22 protein-coding genes are annotated in these 23,124 nt (G+C 60.9%); 14 read left to right on the top strand and 8 right to left on the bottom strand.

All coding sequences use genetic code 11. The annotated features are described in order from the left end of the window. Nucleotides 1-15 precede the first annotated feature (15 nt). The 3 genes from purM (at nt 16) to VJR90_03385 (ending at nt 2,692) form a co-directional block, all read left to right on the top strand. The gene (purM, locus tag VJR90_03395; GenBank protein ID HKV96521.1) at nt 16-1,041 is read left to right on the top strand and encodes a phosphoribosylformylglycinamidine cyclo-ligase; all 1,026 of its coding nucleotides are present in this window, start codon (nt 16-18) and stop codon (nt 1,039-1,041) included. Next, complete coding sequence (gene purN / locus VJR90_03390) at nt 1,041-1,718, top strand: phosphoribosylglycinamide formyltransferase (GenBank protein ID HKV96520.1); 678 nt, start codon at nt 1,041-1,043, stop codon at nt 1,716-1,718. The genes purM and purN overlap by 1 nt, the downstream gene beginning before the upstream one ends. A gap of 266 nt (nt 1,719-1,984) precedes the next feature. Next, nucleotides 1,985-2,692, top strand: coding sequence for a DUF3108 domain-containing protein (locus VJR90_03385; GenBank protein ID HKV96519.1), 708 nt, complete (start codon nt 1,985-1,987; stop codon nt 2,690-2,692). 88 nt (nt 2,693-2,780) lie between these two features. On the opposite strand, the gene VJR90_03380 is transcribed toward VJR90_03385, so the two are convergent. The 3 genes from VJR90_03380 to apbC all read right to left on the bottom strand — a co-directional run bounded on the left by VJR90_03380 (nt 2,781) and on the right by apbC (nt 5,494). Continuing rightward, entirely contained in the window at nt 2,781-3,176 is a 396-nt protein-coding gene (locus VJR90_03380) for a hypothetical protein (GenBank protein HKV96518.1), read from the bottom strand. Nucleotides 3,177-3,688: 512 nt separating this feature from the next. After that, a complete protein-coding gene (dcd, locus tag VJR90_03375; GenBank protein HKV96517.1) occupies nt 3,689-4,255 on the bottom strand; it encodes a dCTP deaminase in 567 nt (188 codons plus the stop codon). A 150-nt stretch (nt 4,256-4,405) separates the two neighbouring features. Further along, nucleotides 4,406-5,494, bottom strand: a complete 1,089-nt coding sequence (apbC, locus tag VJR90_03370; protein ID HKV96516.1) for an iron-sulfur cluster carrier protein ApbC — start codon at nt 5,492-5,494, stop codon at nt 4,406-4,408. A 145-nt stretch (nt 5,495-5,639) separates the two neighbouring features. Here apbC and metG point away from each other — a divergent pair, with 145 nt between their 5' ends. The 11 genes from metG (at nt 5,640) to VJR90_03315 (ending at nt 16,278) form a co-directional block, all read left to right on the top strand. Continuing rightward, nucleotides 5,640-7,700 (top strand): methionine--tRNA ligase, encoded by a 2,061-nt coding sequence (gene metG / locus VJR90_03365; GenBank protein ID HKV96515.1) that lies wholly within the window; start codon nt 5,640-5,642, stop codon nt 7,698-7,700. 135 nt (nt 7,701-7,835) lie between these two features. Further along, nucleotides 7,836-8,477 (top strand): RnfABCDGE type electron transport complex subunit B, encoded by a 642-nt coding sequence (locus VJR90_03360; GenBank protein ID HKV96514.1) that lies wholly within the window; start codon nt 7,836-7,838, stop codon nt 8,475-8,477. Then, nucleotides 8,474-9,157, top strand: coding sequence for an endonuclease III (nth, locus tag VJR90_03355; protein ID HKV96513.1), 684 nt, complete (start codon nt 8,474-8,476; stop codon nt 9,155-9,157). The genes VJR90_03360 and nth overlap by 4 nt, the downstream gene beginning before the upstream one ends. A 3-nt stretch (nt 9,158-9,160) precedes the next feature. Continuing rightward, complete coding sequence (locus VJR90_03350; protein ID HKV96512.1) at nt 9,161-9,601, top strand: DUF1841 family protein; 441 nt, start codon at nt 9,161-9,163, stop codon at nt 9,599-9,601. 96 nt (nt 9,602-9,697) lie between these two features. Beyond that, complete coding sequence (locus VJR90_03345; GenBank protein ID HKV96511.1) at nt 9,698-10,000, top strand: DUF2282 domain-containing protein; 303 nt, start codon at nt 9,698-9,700, stop codon at nt 9,998-10,000. Nucleotides 10,001-10,010: 10 nt separating this feature from the next. Continuing rightward, a complete protein-coding gene (locus tag VJR90_03340; protein ID HKV96510.1) occupies nt 10,011-10,877 on the top strand; it encodes a DUF692 domain-containing protein in 867 nt (288 codons plus the stop codon). Continuing rightward, on the top strand, nt 10,852-11,628 hold the full coding sequence (locus VJR90_03335) for a DNA-binding domain-containing protein (protein ID HKV96509.1): 777 nt from the start codon (nt 10,852-10,854) through the stop codon (nt 11,626-11,628). The genes VJR90_03340 and VJR90_03335 overlap by 26 nt, the downstream gene beginning before the upstream one ends. Nucleotides 11,629-11,716: 88 nt before the next feature. Next, the gene (locus VJR90_03330) at nt 11,717-12,154 is read left to right on the top strand and encodes a DoxX family protein (protein ID HKV96508.1); all 438 of its coding nucleotides are present in this window, start codon (nt 11,717-11,719) and stop codon (nt 12,152-12,154) included. Nucleotides 12,155-12,622: 468 nt separating this feature from the next. Next, entirely contained in the window at nt 12,623-13,909 is a 1,287-nt protein-coding gene (locus VJR90_03325; GenBank protein ID HKV96507.1) for a DEAD/DEAH box helicase, read from the top strand. Nucleotides 13,910-14,047: 138 nt separating this feature from the next. Then, a complete protein-coding gene (locus tag VJR90_03320) occupies nt 14,048-14,440 on the top strand; it encodes a BlaI/MecI/CopY family transcriptional regulator (protein HKV96506.1) in 393 nt (130 codons plus the stop codon). A 2-nt stretch (nt 14,441-14,442) separates the two neighbouring features. After that, on the top strand, nt 14,443-16,278 hold the full coding sequence (locus tag VJR90_03315) for a M56 family metallopeptidase (GenBank protein HKV96505.1): 1,836 nt from the start codon (nt 14,443-14,445) through the stop codon (nt 16,276-16,278). 67 nt (nt 16,279-16,345) lie between these two features. Here the strand turns inward: VJR90_03315 and VJR90_03310 are convergent, their stop codons facing one another. The 5 genes from VJR90_03310 to VJR90_03290 all read right to left on the bottom strand — a co-directional run bounded on the left by VJR90_03310 (nt 16,346) and on the right by VJR90_03290 (nt 23,100). Next, entirely contained in the window at nt 16,346-17,101 is a 756-nt protein-coding gene (locus VJR90_03310; protein HKV96504.1) for a hypothetical protein, read from the bottom strand. A 3-nt stretch (nt 17,102-17,104) separates the two neighbouring features. Then, nucleotides 17,105-17,431 carry a helix-turn-helix domain-containing protein gene (locus VJR90_03305; GenBank protein ID HKV96503.1) on the bottom strand — a complete coding sequence of 109 codons (327 nt, stop codon included), beginning with the start codon at nt 17,429-17,431 and terminating at the stop codon, nt 17,105-17,107. A 311-nt stretch (nt 17,432-17,742) separates the two neighbouring features. After that, nucleotides 17,743-18,207, bottom strand: a complete 465-nt coding sequence (locus VJR90_03300; GenBank protein HKV96502.1) for a hypothetical protein — start codon at nt 18,205-18,207, stop codon at nt 17,743-17,745. Between the two features lie 54 nt (nt 18,208-18,261). Beyond that, on the bottom strand, nt 18,262-22,137 hold the full coding sequence (gene purL / locus VJR90_03295) for a phosphoribosylformylglycinamidine synthase (GenBank protein HKV96501.1): 3,876 nt from the start codon (nt 22,135-22,137) through the stop codon (nt 18,262-18,264). Between the two features lie 201 nt (nt 22,138-22,338). Next, complete coding sequence (locus VJR90_03290; GenBank protein ID HKV96500.1) at nt 22,339-23,100, bottom strand: MBL fold metallo-hydrolase; 762 nt, start codon at nt 23,098-23,100, stop codon at nt 22,339-22,341. Nucleotides 23,101-23,124 lie beyond the last annotated feature (24 nt).

The raw sequence follows: 23,124 nt of genomic DNA, 5'->3' as shown, positions 1-23,124 counted from the left end.
CGGGAAGCTTCCGGGATGTCAAAAAAGCCGCTGACTTACCGCGATGCGGGCGTGGACATCGACGCCGGCGACACGCTGGTGGAGCGCATCGCACCGGCCGCGGCACGCACCCACAGGCCCGAGGTGCTGGGTGGCATCGGCGGCTTCGGCGCGCTGGTGGAAATCCCCGCCGGTTACCACCATCCGGTGCTGGTGTCGGGCACCGACGGCGTCGGCACCAAACTCAAGCTCGCCGTTGAATCCAGCCGCCATGACGGCATCGGCATTGACTTGGTCGCGATGTGTGTCAACGACATCGTGGTGGCGGGCGCCGAGCCGCTGTTTTTCCTGGATTATTACGCGAGCGGCAAGCTCGACGTGGATATTGCACAATCCGTGATTACGGGCATCGCGCGCGGCTGCGAACTGGCCGGCTGCGCGCTAGTCGGCGGCGAAACCGCGGAACTGCCCGGCATGTATCAAGGCAAAGATTACGACCTTGCGGGCTTCGCAGTCGGCGTAGTGGAGAAAAGCCGCATCCTTGATGGCCGCGCGGTCAAAGCCGGTGATGCGGTGATCGGCCTCGCCTCCTCCGGCCCGCATGCCAACGGCTATTCGCTGATCCGCAAAGTCCTGCAGCAGAGCGGCGCCAAACTTGAGCAGCGCATTGATGGACGCGCGTTGATCGAGGTGTTGCTGGCGCCCACGCGCATTTACGTGAAAACCCTATTGGCCCTGATGAAGGAAATTCCGCTGCACGCGCTCGCGCACATCACCGGCGGCGGCCTGCTGGAAAACATTCCGCGCGTGCTTCCCGCAGGCTTGGGCGTGGAGCTGAATTCCAAATCCTGGCCGCGGCCGCCGATCTTCGATTGGCTGGCGCGCGAGGGCAACATCGCCGAGCGCGAGATGTACCGCACCTTCAACATGGGGCTGGGCATGGTGCTGTGTGTTGCACCCGCGGATGCGGAACGCATCCTCGCCCGGCTGAAGCGCGCCGACGAACCGGCCTGGCGCATCGGTGAAGTGCGTGCCGGCCGCACAGGCGTCGCTATCAGCTGATGGCCGCGACCGAGTCCGTGCAGCGCACGAAACTTGCGGTGCTGATTTCCGGCGAAGGCAGCAATCTTCAGGCGCTTCTCGACGCCTGTGCCAGCGGCACCTTGCCCGCCGATGTGTCCACGGTAATCAGCAATCGTGCTTGCGCACGTGGCCTGCGGCGTGCCGCAACCGCGCAGGTGCCGATACACGCGATTCTTGCCGCCAGTGGAACCGCGCGTGAAGATTACGATGCGACGCTGCGCATGCTCATCGAGCGTCACGCGCCCGAGTTGGTCCTGCTCGCCGGATTCATGCGCGTGCTGAGCGACGAATTCGTGCGCCACTTCCGCGGCCGGCTGCTCAACATCCATCCGGCCTTGTTGCCCAAATTTCGTGGCCTGCACACCCACCGGCGCGTTCTGGAAGCGGGCGAAAAGGAACACGGCTGCAGCGTGCATTTCGTCACCGAAGAGCTGGACGGCGGCCCGATCATTGCACGCGCGAAAGTCGCGGTGAAAACCAGCGACACTGAACAAACGCTCGCCGCGCGCGTGCGCCAGCGCGAACATGCACTCTACCCGCTGGTCGTGCGCTGGCTGGTCGAAGGCCGAGTCAAACTGAATGAAGACCGCGTATCATTCGATGGTCAACCACTTGCCAGTCCGCGGGTTTTTGAAATCGACGAGGAAATTGCGTGAGCATCGGTCGAATGAGCGCTTTATTACAAAATCCCCCCGCGCGCAGCGCTTTCCCCCTTTTTCAAAGGGGGGTGAGAGGACAATCTTCCGCCAATTGCGACGCCGACCGAGGTATATCCCCCCTTTGCAAAAGGGGGGCGAGGGGGGATTTCTCCAATCCTCCAGTAGATAGCGACGATTGTTTCATTGGCAGTGGCAGGGATTCGTCGCCCTCGCGGAAGCGGGGGTCCAGGTATTTCAACAACTGGATTCCCGCCTTCGCGGGAATGACGATTCTGCTGCTTGCGACGGCCAGCGCTGCCACCTACGCCGCCGCACCCGCGATTCCTCTTTACCACGCCACCTATTCCCTCGAGCGCAATGACCTGCATATTGGAAATGCGGAATTCGCCGTGACCCGCAACGCCAACGGCACCTACACCTACCAGTCCGTGACCCAAGCCTCCGGACTGTTGTCGCTGTTCCTGCACACGGTCATCACCGAAACCAGCCACTTCACTATGACCAACGGCCAGCCACGCTCCTTGTTCTACAGCTACCAGGAAACGGGCAGCAGCGGCAAATCCGAGCTTATCCGCTTCGACTGGAACAAAGGCCTGGCTTACAGCGATCGCAACAACGACAAACAGGCTTTGCCCCTGAAACCCGGCACCTGTGACGTCATGCTCGCGCAATTGCGCATCTCGCTCAGTGCAATGGAGGGCCGTTTCAACAACGATTTTGCGGTTCTGGATCATGCCGAGATGCAGACCTACGACCTGCGAGAGGGTGCAAAGGCCAGAGTTGACACTGGGGCGGGAACATTCGATACCATCGAAGTTTCCCGCAAAGACAGCAAGAAAAACCGCATCACCAGCTTCTGGCTCGCGCCGAAACTCGATTACTTGCCGGTGCAGATGCGCCAGACTGAGCCCGGTAAGGCCACCATCAGCCTGGTACTGACGGAAATCAAATTCGACACAGCTTCCAGGTAGGTTGGGCTGACGCCGGACTTGATCCGGGGGAAGCCCAACAATTCAATCATGTTGGGGTTCGAAGACTCACCCCAACCTACGTGTGCTTTTATTTTTTTCTTTTGTAAATTTTTTTGCATAAATACGAAGATACGGCCTGCGCTAGTGGAGTCGCAGAACCGTTACCAGGTGCGGGGGGCATAATCCCAGTAAATTCACCGGTGTCTGGGTCAATGTCGCCAAACATTATGGCAGATTTCCCAGTTTTACAATTTACCTCGTACATAGCGTATTCATTACTTCCACTGCTAGAGTCAGAGAAAAGTAATAAAGCCATTACACCCCCTGCTTCTCGTTTAACTGAATTAGTATCGAGGTACACAGTGGGAGCATTCATATCAGCCATGCTCATGTGAATTAGAACCCAGTTATGAGATGGGATGGCCGCTCCTGCGACTGAAACTGAACAAGCAATGAGCGATAAACAAAGAATAAATGTCTTCATACCGGGCTTCTCCAATTGAGGATCACGTTAAATTGAAACGTTTCCCAGATTTCCTTGACCGCTCCCAGTCTTCTGGCGGTACAACGCAAAAATCTCATGCAAGTCTTGACGGGAAAATACCGCAGGTTTATTGAGCCCCCATGAATTTCGGCTTTTCTGATATTTGAAATCGAACCAACGCTCCTCCGGAGAAACTGAAGAATAAGTTTCCCACATCATGGGGACATAATCGTCGTGTCGGAGACCAATAATGTGCACAACGCGAAGCGTGACCTTATCCTTGCGAGGAAACTCATAGGTAATCCGTCAAGTTGGAGCATCACAATTCGAACAGTTCTTCACGAGAATGGATTGATCCCAATCTGAAGGGATCAGCTTATCCCATATAAAGCTAGACATACTTGAAACGCCGACTGCACTTCGAAAATCAGATTTCTCACCACACTTTTCGCATTCCCACCAATAGGCACGCATATATTCCTCCCCGTCTGCTCATATGACTAACATAAACATCAAGTCTTCGGCAACGTCACGCCTTTCTGCCCCTGATATTTCCCGCCGCGATCTTTATAGCTGGTTTCGCAGACTTCATCGGATTCGAAGAACAGCATCTGGGCCACGCCCTCATTGGCGTAGATTTTTGCAGGCAGCGGCGTCGTGTTGGAGAACTCCAGTGTTACATGGCCTTCCCATTCCGGCTCCAGCGGAGTGACGTTCACGATGATGCCGCAGCGCGCATAAGTGGACTTGCCGAGACACACTACGAGCACGTTGCGCGGGATGCGGAAGTATTCCACGGTGCGCGCGAGCGCGAAGGAATTGGGCGGAATCACGCAGCACGGACCCTTGAAATCCACGAAGCTGCGCGCGTCGAAGGCCTTGGGGTCCACGATGGTGCTGTTGATGTTGGTGAAAATCTTGAAATCGTCGGCGCAGCGCACGTCGTAGCCATAGCTGGAGGTGCCGTAGGACACGATCTTGCCGCCGCCGTTCTGGCGCACCTGACCCGGCTCGAAGGGCTCAATCATCTTGTGTTGTTCCGCCATGCGGCGGATCCATTTGTCGGATTTGATGCTCATTCTTTTAACCTTACAGTACTTTTTACAGTTACCTATTGCTCAGCTATCGCTGCCTCACATAGTGAGGTGTGAGAGGTGAGGGGTGAGGAAAAACCAAATGCACTCTTTCCCTCAATCCTCACCAGGCCGTGCAGCGGCCGACCTCACCCCTCACTCTTCTATCACAATCTTCGGAAACGCGCCGGCATAATCCTTGCCAGCCAGCGCCAGTTGCGCCGCGGTGCGGCGCGCGATTTCGCGGTAACGCAGGGCGATCTTGCCATGCGGATCGGCGGCCACGCTCGGGTTACCGCTGTCGGTCTGCTCGCGGATCGTGATGTCGAGCGGCAGGCTGCCGAGAAACGGCACGCCGTACTGCGCCGCCATGCGCTCGCCGCCTCCCGAGGCGAAAATGGCTTCCTCATGGCCGCAGTGCGAGCACACGTGCGTGCCCATGTTCTCGACGATGCCGAGGATTTCCACATTTACCTTCTGGAACATCTTGAGGCCCTTGCGCGCATCCAGCAGCGCGATTTCCTGCGGCGTGGTAACGATCACCGCGCCCGAGACCGGTACGCGCTGCGAGAGCGTCAACTGGATGTCGCCGGTGCCGGGTGGCATGTCCACGATGAGATAGTCCAGATCCTGCCAGTCGGTATTGCCGATCAACTGCATGAGCGCCTGCGTGACCATCGGCCCGCGCCACACCATCGGCGTTTCCTCGTCCACCAGGAAACCCGCGGACATGCACTGGATGCCGTGCCCCACCATCGGCACGATGCGCTTGCCTTCTTTCGTTGAGGGCGTGCCGCGCAAGCCCAGCATGCGCGGCTGGCTGGGGCCGTAAATGTCGGCATCGAGGATGCCGGCGTTGGCGCCCTCGGCCTTGAGTGCGAGCGCGAGATTCACGGCTACCGTGGATTTGCCTACGCCGCCCTTGCCGGAAGCCACGGCGATGATGTTCTTCACGCCCGGCAACGGCTTGAGATTGCGCTGCACGGCGTGCGAGAGAATCCGCGTTTCCACGCGGATCTCCGCCGTACGCACGCCGGAATGCTTCTGAAGTTGTTCCCGCAGCGTGGCGGCAAGTTCCGTGGGGTAGCTCCCGGACGGGAACCCCAGTTCCACTTCGACGGATACGCGACCGTCCTGCACTTGGATGCCGCGCACCGCATTGGCGCTTACCAGGTCCGTGCCGAAATAAGGCTCGCGCCAGCCACGCAGCGCGGCTTCGATCTGTTCGCGGGAAACGTCACTCACGTTCGCACCATCGCAAAAATCGCGGCATTCTAGCATTGACGTGCATCAAGCCGACGCACGCGCGGCCGCCGACTTGGCGTCTGTGGCATACTTGCGCTTCGTAAAATGCGCCGCTGCCGCATAATTCCAAAGAACCCGCAAGCCGATGAACAGCTCCCCACGCCGCATCCTGGTCACCAGCGCGCTGCCCTACGCCAACGGCCCGCTGCACCTCGGGCACATGCTGGAATACATCCAGACCGACATCTGGGTGCGCTTCCAGCGGCTGCGTGGTCACGATTGCATCTACGTGTGCGCCGACGACGCCCACGGCACACCTATCATGCTCAAGGCACGCGAGCTCGGCATCGCGCCGGAGGAACTGGTCGCGGCCGTCGGCGAGCAACACCGCCGCGACTTCCAGGACTTCCGCATCAGTCTGGACAATTTCCATACCACCCACTCGCCCGAAAATCGCGAGCTGTCCACTCTTATATATAAGCGCCTGAAGAGCGGCGGCTATATCGCGCGGCGCAGCATCCGCCAGTTCTACGACGAGCAGGCCAAGATGTTCCTGCCGGACCGCTTCATCAAGGGCACCTGTCCCCGCTGCGGCACGCCGGACCAGTACGGCGACGCCTGCGAGAACTGCGGCGCCACCTACACGCCCGCCGACCTGAAAAACCCGGTATCGGTGATTTCCGGCACCCGGCCGGTGGAACGGGAATCCGAGCATTACTTTTTCAAGCTCGGCGAGTTCGGCGATTTCCTCAAGCGCTGGATCGCGGAAAGCCGGCTGCACCCCGCGGTGCGCGCCAAGCTGGACGAGTGGTTCAAAGCGGGGCTGCAGGACTGGGATATTTCGCGCGACGCGCCCTACTTCGGCTTCGAGATTCCAGATGCGCCGGGCAAGTATTTCTACGTGTGGTTGGACGCGCCCATCGGCTACATGGCGAGTTTCAAGAACCTGTGTGCTCGCCGCAAGGACCTGAAATTCGACGATTACTGGGGCAAGGATAGCAAGCACGAGCTTTACCACTTCATCGGCAAAGACATCACCTATTTCCATACCCTGTTCTGGCCGGCCATGCTCCACGGTGCCGGTTTCCGCACGCCCACGGCGGTGTACGCGCACGGCTTCCTCACCGTGAACGGCCAGAAGATGTCCAAGTCCCGCGGCACCTTCATCAAGGCGCGCACTTATCTCGAGCATCTGAGCCCGGAATACCTGCGCTATTACTTCGCCGCCAAGCTCGGTCCCGGCGTGGACGACATTGACCTCAACCTCGACGATTTCGCACAGCGCGTGAATTCCGACCTCGTGGGCAAGCTGGTGAACATCGCGAGCCGCTGCGCGGGATTCCTTACAAAGAATTTTCAAGGCAGATTGTTCAGCACTCAGGAAGAATGGAAAACAATCAGTGGAACGTCCATTGACGCCGATCTTGGAATAGAGATGGTATTGCTTGGCTCCGATGATACGATCGCGGAATATTACGAAAAACGCGAATACGCTGCGGCCATCCGGGAAATCATGCGATTATCCGACCTGGTCAATCAATTCATCGACAAATACAAACCGTGGGAATTGGCAAAACAGAAAGAAAACAAGGAAATACTACACCGGATTTGCAGCGCTGCCATCAATGCCTTTCGCATACTCACGATCTATCTGGCTCCAGTCCTCCCATCTTTTGCTGTAGAAGCAGAAAAGTTCCTTAACGCGGAAGGAAAATTGACCTGGAACCATCTAGCGGAATATCCGACAAACCCGATCCATGAATACAAGCCGCTCATGACGCGCGTTGATCCCGCCAAAACCAAAGCTATGGTGGAGGCTTCCAAGGAAAATCTTGAAATTTCATCCTCCAAGGTTGCAGCAAACATGGAACCCATCTTCCCGGAAATCAGCTACGAAGATTTCGCGAAACTGGACTTGCGCATCGCGCGCATCGCCAAGGCCGAGCAGGTGGATGGCGCCGACAAACTTCTGCGCCTGACGCTGGATCTCGGCGGTGAGACCCGCAACGTATTTGCCGGCCTCAAGGCCGCCTACACGCCCGAGCAGCTCGAGGGCAAGCTCACGGTGATGGTGGCGAACCTCGCGCCGCGCAAGATGAAATTCGGCGTGTCCGAAGGCATGGTGCTGGCCGCCGGCCCGGGCGGCAAGGACTTGTGGATCCTCGAGCCGCACAAGGGCGCCCAGCCGGGCATGCGTGTGAAGTAATCCTGCTTGTGGGAGCGGCTTCAGCCGCGATATTACTTGCGCCGCGACTGAAGTCGCTCCTGCTTTCCCTGCCGATCAGTTCTCCGCTTGCCGGACAAGACGGGAGCGCGCCGTTGAGAAGTAAACTAGCTACAAATGAACACGCCCGCCGACCACATTGACGCGCTTCTGCCGCAGACCCAGTGCCGGCGTTGCGGCTACCGGGACTGCCGCGCGTACGCGGAAGCCATCGCAGCCGGCGAAGCCGCCATCAACCGCTGTCCGCCCGGCGGCAACGAAACCATTCAAGCACTGGCGGAAATCGCCGGGCAGCGCTTCGCACCCCTCGATCCCGCCGTCGGTGTATTCACGCTGGGCACGGTGGCCTTCATTGACGAAGCCTTGTGCATCGGCTGTACCAAGTGCATCCAGGCCTGTCCGGTGGACGCCATCGTGGGGGCGCCGAAGCAGATGCATACCGTCATCGAGGCGTTGTGCACCGGCTGCGAGTTATGCGTGGCGCCCTGTCCGGTGGACTGCATTTATATGCAGCCCGCGCGCGGCACGACCGAGGGCATTGACGTGCCAGCCGCCGGGCCGGCACGCGCGGAATACTTTCATTCGCGCTACCAGGCACACAACGCGCGGCTGGCACGCGACCAAACCGAACGCGAGGCACCCTTGCGCAACAAGGCCGCAACCGCCGACGAGATCATCGCCCAGCGCAAGGCGGAAATCGCCGCCGCCGTGGCGCGGGTGCGCGCCCGGCGCGCGCAGCGTGAACGGCAGCGCACATGAACCCCGCCAAACGCGCCGCGATTTTCGCGCGGCTCAAAAAGGCCAATCCCAAGCCCGTCACGGAACTCAAATACCGCACGCCTTACGAACTCTTGGTGTCGGTGGTGTTGTCGGCCCAATCCACCGATATAGGCGTCAACCAGGCCACGGCCAAGCTGTTCCCCATCGCCAACACGTCCGCGGCCATGGTGGCGCTCGGCGAAGCCGGACTCAAGCCATACATCAAGACCATCGGCCTGTACAACACCAAGGCCAAAAATATCGTCGCCGCGACAAAAATCTTGATCGAGCAGCACGGCGGCCAGGTGCCGCGTGAGCGCGCCGCACTCGAGGCGCTTCCCGGCGTGGGCCGCAAGACTGCGAACGTGATTCTCAACGTTGCATTCGGCGAGCCCACTATCGCCGTGGACACGCACATCTTCCGCGTCGCCAACCGCACCGGCCTGGCTCCGGGCAAGACCGTGCGCGAGGTGGAGGACAAGCTGCTGAAATTCACCCCGGACGAATACAGGAAGGACGCCCATCACTGGCTGATCCTGCACGGCCGCTACGTGTGCAAGGCGCGCATACCCGAGTGCTGGCGTTGTCTGATCCGTGATCTCTGCGAGTATCCGCACAAGACTCCGGCGCCGGGGGCGAAGCCAAACCGTCAATCGCGCCACACGCGCACCCGGGACTGATGCATGCCCATTCAACCCGACAGCCGCACCGATACGCGCCGCATGTTTCTCGAGGTCTGGCGCAAACAGCAGGCGGGCAAGCCGCTGTCGGCGCTGGAAACCATCGTGGCCGAGGTCATACGCCTGCACCCCGAATATCACGCGCTGCTTGCCAGCGATCTCGACAAGACGCTGGACCACGACTGGTTACCGGAAGGCGGCGAAACCAATCCGTTCCTGCACATGGGCCTGCACATCGCCATCCGCGAGCAGTTGTCCATAGACCGGCCGCCCGGAGTCAAGGCCGCCTACAGGGCGCTGCTGGAGCGCACCCGCGATCCGCATGCCGCGGAACACATCATGTTGGAGTGCCTGGCCGAAACCTTGTGGCGCGGCCAACGGGAAGGCCGGCTGCCGGATGACCAAGCCTATCTCGCCTGTCTCAAAGCCCGCACTCAAAAGTGATTTAAATAATTTCCCTTTCGGCTGAAATAACCCATCTGCTCCCCGGGTCTAAGAGTTCGTTCCAATCATTCACTACCCCCTAGGGAGATTATTGTCATGAAGAGTTCCAACCTGATCCTCAAGTCCGCTCTGGCCGGTGCCCTGGCGCTCGGCGTGGCCGGTCTGGCCCAGAGTGCCTTCGCAGGCGACATGAGCAATCCCGTCGCCCACACCAAAAAGATGATGGCCGAGGGCATGCAGCCCTGTTACGGCATCAACGCCGCGTACAAGAACGACTGCCAGTCCCCAGGCCATTCCTGTGCCGGTCAAGATTCCAAGGCCCGCGACCCGGGCGCCTTCGTACTGGTGCCCGCCGGTCTGTGCTCGAAGATTGACGGCGGCCAGACCAAGGCCGGATAAGAGTTTGCCGGTGTCCAACCAACCGGCGTTTCAGGCAAGACCGGTCCCGACGCAGGCCGGGATCGGTCTTCGCCCTCCGCATTTCCGGCGGGTGCTCGCCGAGCGTCCGCCCGTGCCCTGGTTCGAAGTCCACAGCGAGAATTTCTTCTGCGCCGGCGGCGAAATGCTGCACATGTTGCAAGATGTGCGCCGCGACTACCCGCTGAGCCTGCACGGTGTGGGCTTGTCGCTCGGCAGCAGTGACCGCTTGCACCAAGAACACTTGGCGAAACTCAAAACCCTGGTGCAGCACGTGCAACCGGCGCTGGTATCCGAGCATCTGTGCTGGGGAGCCGTCGGCCCGCGCCATCTCAATGATCTCCTGCCGCTGCCGTACACCGAGGAAGCCCTGGACCTCATGGTGGAACACGTGTCCCGCGCCCAGGAATATCTCGGCCGCGAATTGCTCATGGAGAATGTTTCCACTTATCTGAGTTTCACGCATTCCACGATTCCGGAATGTGAATTCGTGGCCGGACTGAGCCGGCGTTCCGGCTGCGGTTTATTGCTTGACGTGAACAATATTCACGTGAACAGCGTGAATCACGGTTTTGATCCGCACGCGTACATTCACGCCATTCCCGCGGCGGCTGTCAGGGAAATCCATCTGGCCGGTTTCACCGCCAAGCCGGGACTGGGCGCACCCTTGTTGATTGACACTCACAGCCGGCCGGTGTCTGACGAGGTGTGGGCGCTGTACCGTGAGGCGCTCGCCCACGTGGGGGCGGTGGCGACGCTCATCGAATGGGACCAGGACATCCCGGAGCTGGAAGTCTTGCAGGCCGAAGCCGCGAAAGCGGAAGGATTGATGCGTGAACGCCGCGCCCTCGCTGCCTGAACTGCAACGACGCTTCGCCGACGCCCTGCTGGGCAGCGCGGATGCCGTGCCCGCTGATTGGATCGCCGGCAACGGCCTCGGGGCGGACGCCCGCGTGCAGATTTACCGCAACCTGGTGCGCAACAATCACGCGGCGGCGCTGCGCACGGCTTATCCCGCGGTTCTGAAACTCGTGGGCGAGGATTTCTTCGAGACCGCGGCGGCGCGTTATCTGCACGCTAACGGCTCTGCCAGCGGCAATCTGCAGGATTACGGCGGCGCTTTTCCTGCCTTTCTGGCACACATGCCGGAGGCCGCAGGCCTCGCGTACCTGCCGGATGTGGCGCGGCTGGAGTGGGCGCGGCAGGAAAGTTATCTGGCCGCCGACGCCGAACCGCTGAATCCCGCGGCACTCGCGGACCTGCCGGAAGCCGGCTTTGCGGAATTGAAGACTACGCTGCATCCGAGCGTGCGGCTGGTCGTGTCCGCTCACCCCATCTTTGATATCTGGCTGTTCTGCCAACAGACCGCACCCGAGCGCCTGAACCTGTCCGGTACGGGTCAGACGGCGTTGATATGGCGCGAGGAGTGCCAACTTGCCATGCAGCCGCTGGTTCATGGACAAAGCGAATTCATCGGCGCGCTTCTGACCGGCGAAACCCTGGCCAGCGCTCATGCCGATGCGCTGACCGCCGAACCGGGTTTCGATCTCATCACCGGCCTGCGCTGGCTGGTGCAGACCGGACTCATCACCGGCCTTTCAAACCACTAACCACTTGGGGACCAACATGCAGAACGCCTGCAAACGCATTTGCCGCGGTTATTCGAAAACCGTCCGCGGCCTTGAATGGCTCGCGCCCGTGAGCCTGCTCCTGTTCCGCCTGTGGGTGGCGGTGGATTTCTGGCGCGCCGGGGTCGCGAAAGTGAGTGACATGCAGAGCACCATCTCGCTGTTCCAATATGTCTATCACGTACCCTTGCTACCCGCAGTCGCCGCGGCTTATCTCGGTACCGCCATCGAATTGATCACGCCCTGGTTCCTGGGTTTCGGCCTGCTCGGCCGACTCACTGCGCTGTTCCTGTTCGTGTACAACATCATTGCGGTGATTTCCTATCCGGCACTCTGGCCACACGGACTGTGGCATGGTTTCTGGGGCAGTGACTTCACCGACCACAAGGTCTGGGGCCTGATGCTGCTTGCTATCGTGTGCTTTGGCCCCGGCAAGTTGTCGCTGGATCACGTACTTCAAAAGTGGATATGGCCACTGTTTCGGACCAGAACGGCATCGGCTGGCTGAACTCACCGGATGCCTCCCAACGAAAGCCGGGATCTGCCGGCATGACGAAAACGGAATAAATCAGTAGCGCTTCCTTGGAACACTTAACAAAATGGCCATTCGTGACAAATCCCCCCGCGCGCAAAGCGCGCTCCCCCCTTTGCAAAGGGGGCGAGGAGCGAAGCTCCGAGCGGGCCGCCACGGACGGCGGCCCTGGACTTTCGGACAAAGCAGGATTGCGAAGTTCGAAAGCGGGGGGATTTAAACTGTGCCGGGTGATAACCATCGCACATTTTGTTAGACGCTCTTAGGTAAATCGCCGCGGCTCCTGTACAATGCGCCCCGAGTTTGAGGTGACGCGCTCCGGTCTGCTGTCCCGCAAGCCCATCGCGGCCTACCTTTACAGCGTATTCCCCGATCCCCTTAAAACAATTCACTGCCTGGACCGGCATGGCGCTTATGCGCCAGCAGGCGGCTCCAGGAGTATCTATGTCATTTTCTTCCCTCGGCCTGTCGGCCGAGTTATTGCGTGCCGTGAGCGATCAGGGCTACGCCGAACCCACGCCTGTGCAGGCTCGCGCCATCCCCGTGGTGCTGGCGGGCCGTGATCTTCAGGCCGCCGCCCAGACCGGCACTGGCAAAACCGCCGGTTTTACCCTGCCGCTATTGCAGCACCTCCAGAAACATCCGCAGCGTTCCCGCACGCCGCGCGTGCTGGTGCTCACGCCCACCCGCGAACTCGCCGCCCAAGTGGGCGAGAGCGTGCAGACTTACGGCAAGTACCTGCCGTTCACCACCGCGGTCATTTTTGGCGGCGTCAATATCAATCCGCAGATCGAAAAGCTGCGCCGCGGCGCCGACATCGTGGTGGCCACACCCGGCCGGCTGCTGGACCACGCGCAACAGAAAACCATTGACCTCTCGTGCGTGGAGATCCTGGTGCTGGACGAAGCCGACCGTATGCTGGACATGGGCTTCATCCGCGATATCCGTCGCATCCTCGCGCTCTTGCCGAGGCAGCGCCAGAACCTGCTGTTCTCCGCCACTTTTTCCGATGACATCCGCAAACTCGCCGCCGGACTTCTCAAGAACCCGGAGATTATTGATGTGGCGCCGCGCAACAGCACCGTCGAGCGCGTCACCCAACGGGTGTATGTCTGCGACAAGGGCGCGAAGCGCGCGTTGCTCTCCTGGCTGATCGGCTCCGGCAACTGGCGGCAGGTGCTGGTATTCACTCGCACCAAACACGGCGCCAACCGCCTGTGCATACAGTTGCAGCAGGACGGCATCGAGGCCGTCGCCATCCACGGTAACAAGAGTCAAGCCGCGCGCACTCGCGCGCTGGCGGATTTCAAACAGGGACGCGTGCGCACGCTGGTAGCCACCGACATCGCCGCCCGCGGTCTGGACATTGACCAGTTACCGCATGTGGTGAACTACGAGCTACCGAACGTGCCCGAGGATTACGTGCACCGTATCGGCCGTACCGCCCGCGCCGGCAATTCCGGTGAGGCTATTTCGCTGGTGTCGTCCGATGAACGCGGCTTGCTCAAGGACATCGAGCGCCTGTTGAAGCAGGAACTGCCGCGCGCCACCGCCGAAGGTTTCAAACCGAACCCGGCTACCGCCAAGCCGGAACCGGACAACCGCACCGCACAGCACAAACACCGTCCGCAGCCCGCACGCAACCATGAATCCGGCTGGCACAGCCGACCCGGCTCGCGCAGCCACGGTCAGCATTCCGCCCGGCGACACAACACCGGCCGCTCACGCTGATACGCGCAAACGTCACGATCTTGGCCGGCTGCGATATCAACCGGCAAGTACTACGAAAAGCATCGGATTCCGGGCTATACTTGGACTCAGTCCACGGCGCGACCGCCCGTGGCCATACACTCCGGAGAGGAGAAGCTCATGTCCCCGCGCCGTGCCCGGCCCAATCACCCCACGGATGCCGAACTTGAAATCCTCAATGTGCTCTGGAAACGCGGCCCGAGTACGGTCGGCGATGTGCACGCCCGGATTCTGGAACATAACCGCGTGGGCTACACCACCGTACTCAAACTCATGCAGATCATGCACGCCAAGGGTCTGCTGGAACGCGACGACTCCGCGCGCGCGCATGTTTACCAACCCACCGCCAGCCGCGAGCACACCCAGCGGCAACTGCTGAGCAAGCTCACGCAGCGTGCCTTCGGCGGCTCGGTCGCAGATCTCGTGGTGCAGGCGCTGGGCTCGGGTCGGCACGCGAACCCCGCGGAGCTGGCGCGCATCCGCGAACTGATTGACGAACTGGAGAAGGCATAAGCATGGGCGCGCCGGCGGAATCCGTGGTGCTTGCGCATATTGCCTGGAGCCTGATCCACTTTCTGTGGCAGGGCGCACTCGTAGGGTTGGTGTATCTGGGCGTGCGGTGCGCGCTGCGTAACGCGACACCGCAGACGCGCTATCTGCTGGCGCTCGGAACCCTGCTGGTGCTGATGCTGTTGCCTCTGTGCACATTCTTGTGGCTGGGCGGCTCGCATGTGGACAACACCGGTGCCCGCCTGGCGCTGCCAACCCAGGTGCTCGTGATGTCTGCTGCCAGCGCGCCCTTAGGACTGGCAGTACCGCCGGTTCAACAGGCAATCCCGTATTTGTCGTGGGTGGTTTGGTTTTGGCTTGCCGGCGTAGCGTGCATGGGCGCACGTGCGTGCTGGGGCTGGACGCAAGCGGCAAAGCTGCGTCCCGTGATGATTTCAGCGCCACACCCCTGGCAGGCGTTACTCAATGCACTGCAGGAGAAAATGCGGATGCAGCGGGCAATTCAGTTGCTCGCCTCCGCGCGCGTTCAGGCGCCGTTGGTCATCGGCTGGCTCAAGCCGGTGATCCTGATTCCACCCAGCGCTGTAATCGGGCTGGATTGGCGGCAGGCGGAAATGATTCTCGCGCATGAGCTCGCGCACATCCGCCGTCACGATTATCTTTTCAATCTGCTGCAGATCATGGTGGAAGCCCTGCTGTTCTATCATCCGGTGGTGCACTGGATTTCCCGGGACGCACGCAACGAGCGTGAGTTCTGCTGCGATGACGCCGTCATGCAGACCTGCGGCGATCGCCTGAGCTACATCAAAGCGCTGGCGGAACTTGCGCAGCACCGCCTGCACGCTTCGGCCGCGCTGGCCGCGAGCGGCGGTGCGCTGTGGCATCGCGCCTACCGGATCGCGTACCGCATCGAACCTATCGGTCGGCTGCCGGTGTGGACGGCGCTGCTGGCGCTGCTCGCTGCAGTGTCAGCCACCGCGTTACTGGTCCATCCGCAGCGCACAGCCGAGCACATTGTCATGCACACATCCGCTGTGGCTCGTCCAATGGCGGTTGCGGGTGCACCCGTACCTGTCGTCAGGAATCTGCAAGTCGTCGCTCTCAAGGATTCAGCACTGCGCGTGGTACTTCCCCCCACACGGATCGCACCATCTGCGTCAGGCGTTCAATTTGCTTTTGCGTCAGCCATAGCGCTGTCGTCGCAATCGGTCACGCCGCTGGCCACCGCGCTGCCAATGCAGCTTGCGGCGGTTTCTGTGCCGGCCGCTCCCGCCATTACCGTAGTGGCGCCACATCCACTGCCGCAACCGGAGTATCCGTATGCAGCGCTGCGCGACGGTCTCGGCGGCACGGTACAGGTTTCGTTCCGTGTCGGCGCCAGCGGCCAAGTCGCCGATATCCGCACGCAAATGATTTCCGGCCCGGCGATCCTGGCCTCCACCGCGCGCGCGGCTCTCGAGAACTGGCAATTCCAACCGGTGCGGATCAACGGCAAAATCGTCATGCCGCAGGTCAATCTCGAATTTGTATTCAGCGCGGATCCCGACTCGAAAGCGGCCGGCAACTGCTCAATGGTGACCGGCAGCCATGTCTGTCATTCATTCCGGATCAGCCTGCGGAATGTCACGCCCGGGGTACCGGATGGCGGCTCCGAGGTTATGGGCGAACAAAGCCAGCGGGTGAAACTCGCGGTTGTGGAGAATGCGCAAGGCACATTTTGCCGCCCGCAGGACAGTTGTTTCTTTGCCGCCAGCCGCCCGGGTCGTAATCACGAACAGCGCATCCGGGATGAGTTCCGCATGCTCTCGCAGGGGTTCATCCCGGCGGGTGGTTCTTTTTGAGCCGGGGGATAACAGGGTCAGTCCACAGTGGCTAATGTCGTCGCAGCCCGCTTCGGAAATTAGTCTGCTACGATTTGCGTATCCGCCTGCGCGCGTAATCTTCGCGCAGCTTTGACAGCATATCTCGAATCTGCGGCAAGCGTTTTTCCAGGAATTCCTCCGGCCATTTCCTGTGTGACGGTATGGCCGCCAACAGATCCAGTCTGTCGGCATGCCAAGCGTGCAATCCTGCCTTGGTCGCAGCGATTTCGCCCACACGTTCGGCGGCTTTCAATGCAGCGCGGAGGTCACCGCCCTCGAGGTATTCCCGTATGCTGCGTTCGGCCACTCTGATGGCGAGTCCGGTACGACGGACTGCTCGCGGACCCATACGACGACGATTCAGGACTCCGTACACGTTTTCCAACTGCGACTGCAATACATGCAGCGGATGCATGACAAGGAAATTCTTTCCAGCCGCTTCTACAGTGGCGGCCCAGCGTTCCAGCTCGTTCGCTTGCACGCCAAGTATCTGCGACATGAAATCTATCTGATGGGTCTGCCCGTGAATGTTGACCAGTATCAAGGCGGAATTGGGCGTGTGATCGTCCATAGCCGCTTTGCGGGTACGGCCACCCCAGGCCTTGCCCGCTTCGCGTGCCAGGGCCGCGTTCCCGAAGAAGTCGATATCGTTGCTGACCGCCGTGGCGATCGCATCCAGGCCGTAGTGAACTGCAAGCACATTGAGTGCTTGACCACCCACCAAAATGGCTTTGCGTGTGCGGGGAGATTGGTCGAGGAGGTCCGCGACCTCGGGAAGCCCCAAGGAAGTCCGTTCGTTCACCGGTTACCCAATGGAGGGTACGCTGAGCTTCATACCCACGGACACGCGGATAGCATTACGATTGTGCGCCGCCACCTCAGAGGCATCGTGCGGGGCCATGATTGCCAACTGCAGACCCAGTACCGCCAACAGAGCACTGAGGTTGTAAAAACTCAAGCCCTCAACCGGCTTGTCGTTCTCGAGATCCAGGAGCCTCGAACGGCTCAGTCCCGCGCGATCAGCAACATCAACCTGCCGCAGACCCAGCGCCTGACGACGCTCGCGGACCAGCCTGCCCACCTCTTGAATCGAGGGGCCCTGAATCAACATGCTCTGGGAATGGACTGCCATGACGGTACCCCCGCTAGCCGATATATAAGCCTAATCGAATCATATCGTAATGTCCAACATATTGGACTTTCACACCCGTAACCCCCTTGCTTTATATGGGGATATTGGTGGTGGAGGTGGAATCGGGACAACCCCTCCCCCGGTCTTGGGGAATGACCTATCTCTTGGAAGCCGGCCGGAACGGAGGCCCGAACAGCGCATCCGGGATGAGTTCCGCATGCTCTCGCAGGGGTTCATCCCGGCCGGCGGTTCATGGTGATCCAACGGATAGGGGGCGTTCAGTCTCTCCACTATTATTCCTTGAGTTATTGTCAACGTAGAACGGTTGCATGGTACAGGTTGATACAAATTTCTCTAGGCAAATAAGACCATTTCTTGAATTTTCTATCAGCATCCTTCTCCACTAGTTTTATATCAATGCAGCCATCCGGTTTATCCATGTCCGATCTGTAATGAACTGATTTTACTTGCCAGCCGTATGACCCCGCGAGCTTATACAAGTTTTGACGCGGACCGAGTAATATCTCTGATATGCCGATGTACAGCCATTCCTTAGGACAAGCTGTATTAAAACCGTAACAGTCGCCCGACTCTCCAACTTTATAAATTGTTACACCCCAAGGCATATCGTTTACATACGTCCCTACGGGTACAAGATTATTCAGAATAAAGCTGAGCGTTTGGGGTTCAGTGCTTATCAGTGAGTCTGCAAAGCAGATTCGTGTAGCCAACAAAATAAGACTGGCATAAAGCAACAAGTTAAGCTTTTTTTTCATAGTTGCGATCCCACGCCCACCTTATAGGTAACAGGTCACGATTCTTCTTCTGATCTAGCCCACCCAGGCGCGTGCGTTGCGGAACATGCGCAGCCAAGGTGAGTGCTCGTTCCACTCACGCGGATGCCAGGACAGCTGTACGCTGCGCACCACGCGTTCCGGATGCGGCATCAGCAGGGTGAAACGCCCGTCGGTGTTGATGATGCCGGCGATGCCGAGCGGCGAGCCGTTGGGATTGGCCGGATAGTTTTCCGTGACGCGCTCGTGATTGTCCACGAAACGCAGCGCCACGCGGCCGCTGGCAAGCAACTGCTGCGCCCCGTCTGACCGGTTGAACTGCGCGCGGCCTTCGCCGTGGGCCACCACGATCGGCAGCACGGAACCCTCCATGCCCTTGAAGAACAGCGACAAAGACGGCGGGATTTCCACCAGGCTCAGGCGTCCCTCGAATTGCTCCGAAGCGTTGCGCACGAAGCGCGGCCAGCCCGCGGTGCCGGGAATCAGGTCGCCGAGCGCGGCCATCATCTGGCAGCCGTTGCACACGCCCAGACCGAAGCTGTCGTTGCGGGCGAAAAACTCCGCGAACTCTGCGCGTGCGCGCGGGTTGAACTGGATGGTCTTGGCCCAGCCCTGACCGGCGCCCAGCACGTCGCCGTAGGAAAAGCCGCCGCAGGCGACGATGCCACTGTAATCCCTGAGGCTCACGCGCCCGGCAATGATGTCGGTCATGTGCACGTCCACCGCGGCAAATCCCGCGCGATCGAATGCCGCGGCCATTTCAGCCTGACCGTTGACGCCCTGCTCGCGCAGCACCGCGACCCGCGGGCGTAATCCCTTGGAGATAAAGGGCGCGGCCACATCCTCGTCCGCATCGAAACCCAGGCGCGCATGCAGTCCGGGATCATCGTGGAGCTTGGCATCGAATTCCTGATGCGCGCCCTGCGGATTGTCGCGCAACTGCTGCATGTGAAAACTGGTTTCACTCCAGGCACGCTGGAAACCCTGGCGTTCGCCTTCCAGCAGTACCTGACCGTCGCGCTTGAACCGCAGGTGGTTGTCGGATCGCGGTGCGCCAAGCACCAAAGTGTTGACCACGCCCTGCGCGGCCAGAGTGCGCTGCGCCAATACAACATCCTCCGCGCGCACTTGCACAACCGCACCGGCTTCTTCGGCAAACATGAATTCCAAAGCGGTGTTGTCGCCGGCGGGAATTTCCACCTCGAATCCGCAATGCGCCGCAAACGCCATTTCGCAGAGCGTCACGAACAGGCCGCCGTCAGAGCGGTCGTGATACGCCAACAGCCGCCCGGCAGTATTCAGTTCCTGGATGGCGGCAAAGAACCCCTGCAATACTTTCACGCTGTCCAGGTCAGGCACCGCCCCGCCCGTCTTCCCGTAAACCTGGGCCAGACAGGAGCCGCCGAGACGATAGCGGCCGCTGCGCAGATCCACCAGCAACAGGCGCGTGTCGCCGGTATCCAGGAGCAGCTGCGGCGTGAGCGTGCGGCGCACATCGTTGGCCGGTGCGAACGCCGATACGATGAGCGACACCGGCGAAATCACTCTGCGGCGCTCGCCGCCCTGCTCCCATTGCACTTGCATGGACAGCGAATCCTTGCCCACCGGAATTGCGATATTTAGCGCGACGCACAGCTCGCTCACCGCTTTGACGGTGTCGTAGAGCGCGGCGTCCTCACCCGGCTGTCCGCAGGCGGCCATCCAGTTCGCGGACAGGCGCACCCGCCGTAGTTCGCCGACATCCGCAGCCGCGATGTTGGTGAGCGCTTCGGTCACCGCCATGCGTCCCGAAGCGGGTGCGTTGAGCACCGCCGCCGGCGTGCGCTCGCCCATGGCCATGGCCTCGCCGCGATAGCCGTCATAACCTGCGGCGGTCACCGCCACGTCGCTCACCGGCACCTGCCAGGGACCGACCATCGGATCGCGGCACACCAGACCGCCGACACTGCGGTCGCCGATGGTGACGAGGAATCCCTTGTCGGCTACGGCCGGCAGGCGCAGCACACGCAACGCGGCTTCGTGTAAATCAATATTCGATGTGTCGAATGAATCCGAGACGGCAGCAACGCGCGTTACGTCGCGCTGCATCTTGGGAGGCTTGCCAAGCAATAACTCCATGGGCATGTCCACCGGATGATTGTGGAAATGCGCATCCGTCACCTGCAGGCGGCCATCGCCGGTGGCTGCGCCAATCACCGCAAACGGACAGCGTTCGCGCTCACACAGCGCCTCGAATTCCGCTAACCGCTCCGGCGCAACCGCCAGCACGTAACGCTCCTGCGCTTCGTTGCACCAGATTTCCATGGGCGACATGCCGGGATCGTCGTTCGGCACCTGGCGCAATTCCAGGGCACCGCCGCGGCAGCTGGCATCCAGGATTTCCGGCACGGCATTCGACAGGCCGCCGGCACCGACGTCGTGGATGGAGAGCAGGGGATTGGCATCGCCGAGCGCCCAGCAGGCGTCAATGACTTCCTGTGCGCGCCGCTGGATTTCGGGATTGCCGCGCTGCACCGAGGCGAAATCCAGTTCCTCGAGACCCGCGCCGCCGGCGAGACTCGAGGCCGCGCCTCCGCCCAGGCCGATCTTCATGGCCGGCCCGCCGAGCACGATGATTTTCGCGCCCGCCGGCAATTCGGCCTTGTCCACGTGCATCGCACGCACGTTGCCTACGCCACCTGCGATCATGATGGGTTTGTGATAGCCGCGCAGTTGCCCGGCAACCTGCTGCTCGTAGGTGCGGAAATATCCGAGCAGCGCCGGCCGGCCGAATTCATTGTTGAACGACGCCGCACCGATCGGTCCATCGAGCATGATGTCGAGCGCCGATGCCATGTGCGCCGGCTTGCCGTGATCTTCTTCCCACGGCTGTGCGTATCCGTGAATGTGCAAATTGGAAACCGAGAAACCGGTGAGCCCGGCCTTGGGTTTGGCGCCACGCCCAGTGGCGCCCTCGTCGCGGATTTCACCGCCCGCGCCGGTGGCCGCTCCCGGGAACGGCGAGATCGCGGTCGGGTGATTGTGGGTCTCGACTTTCATGAGGATGTGCACCGGCTCCACATGGCGCGCGTACACCTTGTCCGCCGGACGCGGGAACCAACGACCGCCCGGGCCACCGGCGATGACCGCGGAATTGTCGCGGTAAGCGGAAAGCACGCCTGCTGGATTGTGCGTGTGCGTGGCGCGGATCAGGTCGAAAAGTGAGTACGGCTGGGCCTGGCCGTCAATGATCCACTCGCCGCGGAAAATTTTGTGGCGGCAATGCTCGGAATTCACCTGCGCGAACATCATGAGCTCCGCATCCGTGGGATTGCGCTTGAGCTTGCGGAAATTCTCGACGAGATAATCAAGCTCATCGTCCGAAAGCGCGAAGCCGGCCGCGCGATTTGCCTCTTCCAGGGCTTGGCGGCCGCCGCGCAGAATGTCCACGTTCTTGAGCACGGCGGGTGTCGCCGCACGAAACAATCCCTCAGCCTCGTCCGGGTGCATGACCAGCGTCTGCGTCATGCGATCGTGCAACAAGTGCGCCGCCTGCACTATATCCGCAGGTCGCAAGCCATTGCCGGAGTGCTGAAGGTAAAACACCACGCCGCGCTCGATGCGCCGCACGTGGTTGAGTCCGCAGTTGTGCGCGATGTCGGTGGCCTTGCTGGACCAGGGCGAGACCGTGCCGAAGCGCGGCACGCAGACCAGCGGCGAGCCCGGTGGCAGCTCGGCCGCGATTGCCAATCCATCGGCCAGCAGCGCGCGCAGCGTGCGCTCGTCCTTGGCTTCGAGCGCACGGCTGACATCAATAAAGTAGTGGAATTCCGCCGCGAGCGCGTTCAGCGCCGGGAGATGCGTGCGCAGGTTGACAAGCAGTTTCTGGAGGCGGAACTCGGAAAGCGCCGGGCCACCACGGAACTGCAGCATGCTTGGTCCTGGGACAGGTACGGGTGCGTATTTTACCGGATGAACGCCGAGCTCTCCAGTTTCAATTTGAGAAGGCCCTGAATAAACCGTTTGCCGTCATTCCGGCGAAACCTGTCCTCGCGCAGGCGGGGAGCCGGAATCCAGTCTTTTCAAGAACCTGGACACCGGCTTTCGCCGGTGTGACGAAATACCAAGATTTCCCTAGTGCAATTCGCGCCAATCGAGTCCGCCGTCCTGGGTTGCCACCTGCACCCAGTCGGCCTCGCAGTCGAGGACATCTGCGAGCGCGGCACGCGCCAGTTGCGGCGTGTTGTTCTTCTCGCTCAGGTGCGCGGCCACCAGGTGCTGCAGATTCCCGCATTCCAGTTGCGCCAGCAGCTCCGCGGCCTGCACATTGCTCAAGTGACCAAAGCGCCCGCCCACACGCTGCTTCAGCTTGGCCGGATACGGGCCCTGCTCCAGCATGTCGCGGTCGTGGTTGCACTCCAGAATCAGCGCCGCACAATCCGCAAGCCGCTCGCGGATGTGCGGCGTAATGCTGCCGGTGTCGGTCAGCAGCCCCAGGCGCTGGCGGCCGTCGCTGAACACGAATTGCGTGGGCTCGCAGGCGTCGTGCGGCACGGTGATCGGCGTCACTTCCAATGCTCCGAGCGCAAATGAGGTTTGCGGGCTGAACAGCTCGGCACGGTGCAAACCGAACTTGCCGCAGGCCGCGCGCGTGCCGGCCGTACACCAGACCGGCACCTGATAGCGCGCCGCGAACAGCGCCACGCCGCTGGCGTGATCGCCGTGTTCATGGGTAATCAGCAACGCCGCAATCCGGTCCGCGGCAATGCCAAGACGCGCCAGGCGCGCCTCGGTTTCCACGAGCGGAAATCCACAATCCACCATGACGAGCGTGCCGTCCGCCTCGACCAGCGTGGCGTTGCCGCGGCTGCCACTGCCGAGCAGTGCGAAGCGCACCTTAATGCAGCCTCGACCGTTGGT

Source organism: Gammaproteobacteria bacterium (assembly GCA_035279405.1).
In the GTDB taxonomy this organism is placed as follows: domain Bacteria; phylum Pseudomonadota; class Gammaproteobacteria; order Natronospirales; family REEB76; genus REEB76.
This window is presented reverse-complemented; position numbering and strand designations above follow the sequence as displayed.